We start from the raw sequence: 8,622 nt of genomic DNA, 5'->3' as shown, positions 1-8,622 counted from the left end.
TGCGGTACTCCGTATGTAAAACTTCTTCGTCATCCAGACACTTTTTCACGACTTTATCGCGAACTAGTTTTTGTAAATAAAATCGAATCATTTTAAATTAAGGTTTTAATACTGTCTTTGTAGATTGATACATTAGATTATAAGTTTCTATACGATCGCTTTTTAGCGCGGCAAAACAACGCCCGTATCTTTCGCTATTTTTAACAATTCTTCGTTAATGACTAGCAGCTTTTCTTTTGACGACATCTTGGAAAAGCTGGCGCTCATCAGGGTTTTGTTCGGCTTGCCATAAATAACGTCGTATATTTCTTCAATATCGTTAGTAAGTGCCTGCAGCTCGCCTTCAACTCGCCCGAGTCGATTTTTGACCTCGCGCATCTCGCTTTCAACACCGTTAAGTCGATCCTTGACTTCGCGAATATCACTCTCAACACTGTCGAGCCGGCTTTTGACCTCGCGCATGTCGCTTTTCAAACTAGATACATCCTCTTTCAGCCCGGAGACATCCTCTTTCAGACCAGATACATCTTCTTTCAGACCAGAGACATCCTCTTTCAGTCCGGAGACATCCTCTTTCAGCCCGGAGACATCCTCTTTCAGTCCAGAGACATCCTCTTTCAGTCCAGAGACATCCTCTTTCAGTCCAGAGACATCTTCTTTCAGTTCGGAGACATCTTCTTTCAGTTCGGAGACATCTCTCTTTAATTCCGATATATCTGCTTCGACTGCGTCAAATCGCGGTAGTACAATTGTCTCCAACGCTCCGTTAACGCCTTCAACAATTGCTTCTTTAATCCATTGCTTGTCGTCATTAGTTAGTGCCATGCGCCCTCCTGAATTCCATTATACCATGCCGTATTCATGTACAGACGAAGCGCTAAAAATTTGGAGTTATTTAAGGACAAATTTTTAGTGGCCGTCAAAGCAAGATTCCTGCTGGCAAGAAATATGACACAATAGCTACGACTAGCAAAATCGCGTACCATATGTGCCGGTTGCCTGGGCGCTTTTCCCAGAGATAAACGGCCAGTGCTCCGCCAATTAGCCCCAGCGGAAAGGCTGATAGCGTTAAGCTGCCGATGTCTAGCGGCACTTTGAATTTTAGCCATAATGTGCCAGCAATCGTTACCGTGACTAGTTTTAGCAAATAGACGCCGTCGGGCTCGAACTTTTCGTTGCCGCGCCGGCTAAATACACGGTTGCGGGCATATGTGCGTTGTTTGTGCCGCTGTGAAGCCATAATTAAAGTATATCATAAGCGTCGTACTTCCCTGTTTCGTGGCTCTATAACTGCTATTCTGTCTCATAGAAAAAGAAAAGACCCTCTCAGTGCTCGTAGAGTCTTTTCTTGCGCAAAGAGCGAGATGCTATTTACATTTTAATTTCGGCGTCAACGCCAGCTGGCAATGATAGATTTTGCAAGTTCTCGATGGTTTTCGGCGTAGCGTTAGAAATGTCAATCAAGCGCTTGTGTACGCGCATTTCGAATGTCTCGCCGCCCATTTTGTAGACGTGCGGGCTTTTCGTTACCGTATAAGTGCTGCGGCGAGTTGGCAGAGGCACTGGTCCGGCGACTGTCGCGCCAGTACGAACAGCGGTGTCGACGATTCGCTTAGCAGATTCATCAATAACTGTGTGGTCATACGCCTTGAGGCGGATGCGGATAGTGAGACCTTTATCTTCGGCCATTTTGTTACTCCTTTTACCTCGTAACCTCCGCTCGAATCGGTTTCGTTAGCGTCTGGCAGAGTTCTCGAGGCGATTAATTAATACGAACATTACTATAGCAATAATTAGCGTGAATTGCAAGAACTGCGCGGGCGATAAGACGTGTTAAGGTTTAATCTTGTCGGTGACCGCTGGTTGCAGACAATAAAAGCACCCCCGATAGTCCGGAGGTGCTTTCGGTAGTAACTTACAGAGTGTAAATTACTTGATGATGTTGGTCACCACGCCAGCGCCGACAGTACGGCCGCCTTCGCGGATAGCGAAGTCTTGACCTTTGTCCATAGCGATTGGGGCGAGCAATTTAACCTTAAAGGTCACTTGGTCGCCTGGCATAACCATTTCTTTGTCGGCTGGCAATTCAACTTCACCGGTCACGTCAGTGGTGCGGAAGTAGAACTGCGGCTTGTAGCCCTTGCTGAACGGCGTGTGGCGTCCACCCTCTTCTTTCTTGAGGATGTAGACTTCAGCCTCGAATTCGGTGTGCGGCGTCAGCGTGCCTGGAGCAACGATAACCTGGCCGCGCTCGATCTGTTCGCGCTCGATACCGCGCAGCAGCAAACCAGCGTTGTCGCCGGCTTGGCCCTGGTCGAGAGTTTTCTTAAAGGCTTCGATACCAGTTACGACCGAGCTCTGAGTTGGTTTTAGGCCAACGATTTCGACTGGGTCGTTCAGTTTGATGACACCTTGCTCAATACGGCCAGTAGCCACGGTGCCACGACCTTTGATCGAGAAGACATCTTCGATTGGCATCAAGAATGGCTTGTCGAGGTCGCGCTTTGGCAGCTCGAAGTAGTCGTCCATCGCCTTGACCAATTCCATGATAGCGTCTTCAGATTCTTTGTCGCCCTCGAGAGCTTTGGTGGCTGAGCCCTTGATGATTGGTGTATTGTCGCCGTCGTAGCCGTTCTTGGTGAGCAGTTCGCGAACGTCCATCTCGACCAATTCGACCAGCTCTGGGTCGGCCAAGTCCATCTTGTTGAGGAAGACGATAATCTTCGGCACGCCAACCTGGTGAGCCAACAATACGTGCTCGCGAGTTTGCGGTAATGGGCCGTCGTTGGCAGCCACCACGAGAATAGCACCATCGATTTGAGCAGCGCCGGTGATCATGTTCTTGACGTAGTCGGCGTGGCCTGGCATATCGACATGCGCGTAGTGGCGATTCTCTGACTCGTATTCCTGGTGAGAGGTAGCGATAGTGATACCACGTGCCTTTTCCTCTGGTGCGTTATCGATGTCTGCGTAGTCGCGCGCTTTATTCACGTCGCTTGGGAGCCGCTTAGCCAAAACGTGGGTAATGGCGGCGGTCAAAGTCGTCTTACCGTGGTCGACGTGACCCATGGTACCGACGTTGATGTGAGGCTTTGAACGGTCAAAGTCTGCCATAGAAGTAGTTCTCCTAACGTTAGTATTATGTTATTCACGACGCGAGCAATTATCGAAAGTGTTGCCACCTCGACAAAACGCGTCGCGCGTTATTTCTTATTATAGTTGAAAGCTCTGCGGGTGTAAAGTGGCTACTGGCGTAAACGCTTATCAATATGCCGGCAAACGATAAACAACCAAATAGCAGCCAGCAGTCCCAATATAGCTTCGATAATCACAAACCAAAAGCTTCGCAAGATGTAGCCCTGAGCTGCCAGAATTGCTGCAAAAATCGGAAAGCCAAATGACAACAGCCGCTCGCGCTGTGTCAAATAATTAAGGCTCGACGGTAAAGTCAGCATCATTAACACCATAGCGACAATTATCCCGCGCGAAAAAACAAAATGCGCTGCGTGCATAGTGTCATTCGGACAAAGCGCTACGCCAACCATACATACAGACAAAGTAATCATCAGCCAAGCTGACAATTTGGCGGTGCGCGATTGCTGAAGCTTAGCATAGCTTCGGGTCATGCAAATACCGATAGCAGTAAGTATCAATCCTGAGGCAAAAACACCAGTATTAAAAGCCAAAGCCGACTGGCGGTTGGTACTAGTCTCGCCCAACCGGCTGAGACTCCAGCTTGTCCAGTGCGAATCATCAGACAACACAATTGAGGTAATCACGCCAAAAGCTAAAATCACTACGTATAGCGCGCAGAGTACCTGCAAGCGATTACGCCTGTAAAATTGAACAGCTAGCTGGTAGCTCATGTATCTATTATAGCAGCAAACGCGCCTTGGTGAGAGGCGCGTTTACATATTTAGCGAAGTTCTCGCTAGAGCTAATTATCAAACTACTTGTTGCGTTTTTCGATAATCTCGGCAGCAACGTTTGGTGGAACTTCCTCGTAGTGAGCTAGCTCCATTGTCGATGCGGCACGACCTTGGCTCATTGAGCGGATGTCTGATGTGTAGCCGAACATGTTGGCTAGCGGCACGATTGCTTTGATTAGTTTAGCGCCGCCCATTAGATCATCCATGCTTTCGATACGGCCGCGACGGCTGTTGAGGTCGCCGATGATGTCGCCCATGAACTCTTCGGGAGTAGTGACTTCTACTTTCATGACTGGCTCGAGCAAGACTGGATTGGCTTGTTTGATACCAGCGCGGGTCGCGATATGCGCCGCCAAGCTAAACGCCAGCTCGCTAGAGTCAACGTCGTGGTACGAGCCATCGTAGAGGGTTGCCTTGACATCCACTACTGGGTAGCCGGCAATAACGCCGCCGTCTAGAGTTTCGCGAATACCTTTTTGTACGGCCGGGCGATACTCTTGCGGCACCACGCCGCCTTTGATTTCGTCGATGAATTCAAAGCCTTTGCCTGGCTCGTTCGGCTCAAAGCGTACCCAAACATCGCCGTATTGGCCGCGGCCGCCAGACTGTTTGGCGTGCTTGCCTTGGACTTCGGCGGTACCTTTGATGGTTTCGCGGAAGGCAACCTGCGGTTCGCCGACATTAGCTTCAACATTGAATTCGCGCTTCATGCGGTCAATTAGAATCTCGAGATGCAACTCGCCCATGCCCGACATAATCGTCTGCCCGGTCTCTTCATCGGTGTGAATGCGGAAGGTTGGGTCTTCCTCGGCGAGGCGCTGCAAAGCAATGCCCATCTTCTCTTGGTCGGCTTTGGTCTTTGGCTCGACAGCAATTGATACCGGCGGCTCTGGGAACTCAATAGACTCCAGAGCGATTGGATGACTCAATTCAGCTAAAGTATTACCGGTGAAAGTATTTTTCAGCCCAACCACTGCAGCAATATCGCCGGCGCCAACACTATCGATTTCTTCGCGTTTGTCGGCGTGCATTCGGACGATGCGGCCAATGCGCTCTTTCTCGCCAGTGGTGGTGTTAAGGACGTAGCTGCCAGCTTTTAGTACGCCAGAGTAGACGCGGATGAAGATTAGCTTGCCGACGAACGGATCAGCGGCAATCTTGAAGGCCAGCGCAGCCATCGGTTCTTTGTCGCTTGGTTTGCGGCCGACTTCGTCGCCAGTTTTTGGATTTTTACCCCAAATTTCGTCGACGTCGAGCGGACTTGGCAAGTAATCTGCCATCAAATCAAGTAGTTTTTCGACAATCACGCCGCGGCCGTCGCCGCCAGTTACCAAATAGAAGTCGCCAGCCAGCACGCGTTTGCGCAGCGCACTCTTGAGTTCGTCGATGGTAATCGCTTCCTCGCCCTCGTCGAAGAACTTCATCATCAGGCCGTCGTCGGCCTCGACAGCATTCTCGACTAGCAGGCTGCGGGCATGCTTGGCTTTTTCGAGCATGTCAGCCGGAATCTCGCCGACTTTCAGCTCGTGGTCAGTGTAATTATCGTAAGTATAAGCCTTCATATCGATCAGATCGACCACGCCGCAAACATCTTTTTCAAAGCCAATCGGCAAGTGGATCGGAAACGCTTGCTTGCTGAGGCGGTTGTGAATTGACTCGACAGATTTGTAGAAGTCGCCGCCAGTCTGGTTGATTTTGTTGATGAAGCAAATACGCGGGACGTTGTACTTGTTGGCCTGGCGCCAGACAGTTTCGCTTTGCGCCTCGACGCCCATTTTGCCGTCGAAGACGGTAACAGCGCCGTCGAGCACGCGCAGCGAACGTTCCACCTCGGCTGTAAAGTCGATGTGTCCTGGCGTATCGATAATATTAATCTTGTGGCCTTTCCAGAAGCAAGTCACCGCCGCCGAGGTAATAGTGATGCCCCGCTCCTTTTCCTGCGCCATCCAGTCGGTGGTGGCGCCGCCATCATCACCCTTGACGGTACCGATTTTATGCGTCAAGCCAGTGCGGTACAAAATACCCTCAGTGGTAGTCGTTTTACCAGCGTCGATATGGGCAATAATGCCGATATTTCTAAAGTTTTGTAATGGAACGGTTGCTGCCATTGTTTTTCCTCTATTAAGTTGATTTGTCGAGATTCTTGGTTATTTTTTGGCACCAAAAAACTACTCTTAGCGACAATTATATCAGATAATTTACAAAAATGATAGCTAAGTTTAACTTTCGCAAAACCGCTCCTATGTATAGCGTAGGAGCGGTTCTGTATTTGCATGAAAAGAAACGATTAGCTGCGGGCAAAATGAGCAAAAGCGCGGTTGGCTTCGGCCATTTTGTGAGTGTCTTCTTTCTTCTTGAAGGCAATACCAGTTTCGTTGCAGGCGTCGACGATTTCTGTCGCTAAGCGCTTGCTGTACGGCATGCCGCTTTTACTGCGGGCAGCTTGTACTAGCCAAGTAAAGGCAAAGTGCTGCTGGCGATGGCCTTGAATTGGAAACGGAATTTGGTAGTTAGCACCGCCAACGCGGCGAGACTTAACCTCGAAAGCCGGGCTAATATTGTTAATTGCCTTTTCGAAAACCTCTAGCGGCTCTTCGCTCTTGAGGGTTTTGGCAGCTTGCGCTAGAGCGTCATAGACAGCCCGCTCGGCTGCTAATTTCTTGCCGTTGAGCATTGACTTGTTGATGAGGCGCTGCACCAAAATCGACTGGTATTTGCGATCTGGCTGCAATTGGCGCTGGAGCTTTTTGGTAACTTTGCGAGGCATGATTACTTATCCTCCTTCTTGGTACCGTATTTACTGCGGCCTTGTTTGCGTTTGGACACGCCTTGCAGGTCAAGCGCACCGCGGACGACATGATAGCGCACACCTGGCAAGTCTGGTACGCGGCCGCCGCGAACTAGCACCACGGCGTGTTCTTGCAAGTTGTGGCCTTCGCCGCCGATGTAAGCCCAAACCTCGTGGCCGTTAGTCAGGCGAACGCGAGCGACTTTGCGCAGCGCCGAGTTCGGCTTCTTTGGCGTTTTGGTGGTAACCTTGACGCAAACGCCGCGTTTGAGCGGTGCGTTTTGGTTGTAATAGCGCACCTTGAGGGCATTGTGGATACGGCCTAGCGCCGGCGACTTCGACTTTTTGCTAGCCGTCTGGCGAGGTTTGCGTACCAGCTGATTGATAGTTGGCATTCAACTTCTCCTAATTACGATGATAATAAACGAGCTTGCTAAAGGCTCATGGCGCAAGCGGCAATGCAGCAAACATCCGCCTGCATCTCGAGAGCTGCGGCTTTATCACACCGATAACCCCGCTTCACCCGAGAGAAACTCTGTGGTCTATTGTAGCAAAAAACCTATTAAAAAGCAAGGTTTGCCAGTCTTCTGGACGCCAGAGTCAGGAATGAACCCAGCTAGTGATGATTGGATAAGAAATTCGCTTTCGTCGTTTCCGACTCATCAGCATAGANANGCATCTATGGAGCGAANATGANAAGTNAGAGACTTTGACAGAGGTTCGCAGGAGACTGGTCTCGGTTACAACACCTTGATGATGCTGATTGTTGCGTAGAGCACTGCTGCGGCGGCAATGAGACTCAATGCTATGACGTTGTACAACGTATGCAACGTCGTAGCTGCCGCTGTAGCGACAACCTGGCTACGGTATTTGCGATAGTACCACAAGTACACCAGCAAAAAACCGAAGCCAGTCATTGACAGGGCGATACCTGCCGCCAGGCTGTACCAGATATTCGTGATGTGCAGGAGTCCAAAGCACACACTAGCGCGTGCTCGTTCGCGCCAGCTCCACTTTTCGCTCCCGGAGCGAAAAGCTTGCTCTTCCATTAGTGCGAAGAGCAACAGGGTGTCATACACTCCACATCCGGTTGCTTTGAGGCTATGAAGAAACTTCTGCTGTTTCGTGTAGTTCGTGAAGTCTCCTATGAGGAAAACTCCTGCCACACCAACAGTCCAGGCAGTCCCTGTCGCCCACCCCCGGGGAAGAAATGTCGCAAAACCGCGAGTCAGCAGGTTGACCACAGAGCTATCGAGCCCCGGGATGAGTAAGAGCGCTTTTACCGCGGCTATTGTCATAGCAATCAACACTGCTGCGACGGCAGTGAGCCATCGCCTGCCAAAGTACCCGGCATTTCCGATTTCGACAGCTAGTTTAGGCCAAACAAAAGTTGGCCTAGTATTCTGGGGCATGACCCTCCTGAAGAGCCAAGCCATGAACCCCTTTCGGGGTCGATGCACTATCATAAGTTCCGAGTGCACGAAATGAACACCTCTTTCAAAGGTTGGTCGGCTTGTCAAAGTGCGCTTTCATACAAGAATCTACTCCCTGTCAATGAAAGCTGATATATATATCACATATGAATGTGTAAGTCAATGTATCAGGCAATTTTATTGAATTTTATGCAAAAAAGCGCAAAAATAACGAAAAACAAGCATTTTCACCTGTTTGCGACGTTTGCAGCTGCGGATAAACTTAGCTCTATATTTATAACTAGGAATTGAAACAAATGATAACAAGAGCTATTTGTCGTCGTTGCTTGATTTCTTGTCGTTTCGAATAAACCATCGAATCAAAGCGATAGCGGCTACTACGGTTGCAATTATTACTATATGCGGTATAGCTACGGTGATATAGGTTATGATGATTTCTTCACTCATAGTTATATTGTTTAATTAATATTGT

At 49.5% G+C, this 8,622-nt stretch carries 10 protein-coding genes; all 10 read right to left on the bottom strand.

The window, feature by feature from the left end:
• Positions 1–162: 162 nt before the first annotated feature.
• On the bottom strand, positions 163–825 hold the full coding sequence (locus G1ANC_RS02780) for a hypothetical protein (protein WP_129693500.1): 663 nt from the start codon (positions 823–825) through the stop codon (positions 163–165).
• A 94-nt stretch (positions 826–919) separates the two neighbouring features.
• On the bottom strand, positions 920–1,240 hold the full coding sequence (locus G1ANC_RS02775) for a hypothetical protein (RefSeq protein ID WP_129693499.1): 321 nt from the start codon (positions 1,238–1,240) through the stop codon (positions 920–922).
• Positions 1,241–1,371: 131 nt separating this feature from the next.
• Positions 1,372–1,689, bottom strand: a complete 318-nt coding sequence (gene rpsJ / locus G1ANC_RS02770; protein WP_129693498.1) for a 30S ribosomal protein S10 — start codon at positions 1,687–1,689, stop codon at positions 1,372–1,374.
• Between the two features lie 240 nt (positions 1,690–1,929).
• Positions 1,930–3,114 (bottom strand): elongation factor Tu, encoded by a 1,185-nt coding sequence (gene tuf, locus G1ANC_RS02765; protein ID WP_129693497.1) that lies wholly within the window; start codon positions 3,112–3,114, stop codon positions 1,930–1,932.
• A gap of 131 nt (positions 3,115–3,245) precedes the next feature.
• Positions 3,246–3,866: a DUF998 domain-containing protein gene (locus G1ANC_RS02760; protein ID WP_129693496.1), complete on the bottom strand. Its 621-nt coding sequence runs from the start codon at positions 3,864–3,866 to the stop codon at positions 3,246–3,248.
• Positions 3,867–3,949: 83 nt separating this feature from the next.
• Positions 3,950–6,037 carry an elongation factor G gene (fusA, locus tag G1ANC_RS02755; protein ID WP_129693495.1) on the bottom strand — a complete coding sequence of 696 codons (2,088 nt, stop codon included), beginning with the start codon at positions 6,035–6,037 and terminating at the stop codon, positions 3,950–3,952.
• 179 nt (positions 6,038–6,216) lie between these two features.
• On the bottom strand, positions 6,217–6,696 hold the full coding sequence (rpsG, locus tag G1ANC_RS02750; RefSeq protein WP_129693494.1) for a 30S ribosomal protein S7: 480 nt from the start codon (positions 6,694–6,696) through the stop codon (positions 6,217–6,219).
• A 2-nt stretch (positions 6,697–6,698) separates the two neighbouring features.
• Entirely contained in the window at positions 6,699–7,112 is a 414-nt protein-coding gene (rpsL, locus tag G1ANC_RS02745; RefSeq protein ID WP_129693493.1) for a 30S ribosomal protein S12, read from the bottom strand.
• 345 nt (positions 7,113–7,457) lie between these two features.
• Entirely contained in the window at positions 7,458–7,883 is a 426-nt protein-coding gene (locus G1ANC_RS02740) for a hypothetical protein (protein WP_129693492.1), read from the bottom strand.
• A gap of 576 nt (positions 7,884–8,459) precedes the next feature.
• Positions 8,460–8,597 (bottom strand): hypothetical protein, encoded by a 138-nt coding sequence (locus G1ANC_RS04050; RefSeq protein ID WP_164997996.1) that lies wholly within the window; start codon positions 8,595–8,597, stop codon positions 8,460–8,462.
• Positions 8,598–8,622: the final 25 nt, after the last annotated feature.

Source organism: Candidatus Nanosynsacchari sp. TM7_ANC_38.39_G1_1 (assembly GCF_004138385.1).
This window is presented reverse-complemented; position numbering and strand designations above follow the sequence as displayed.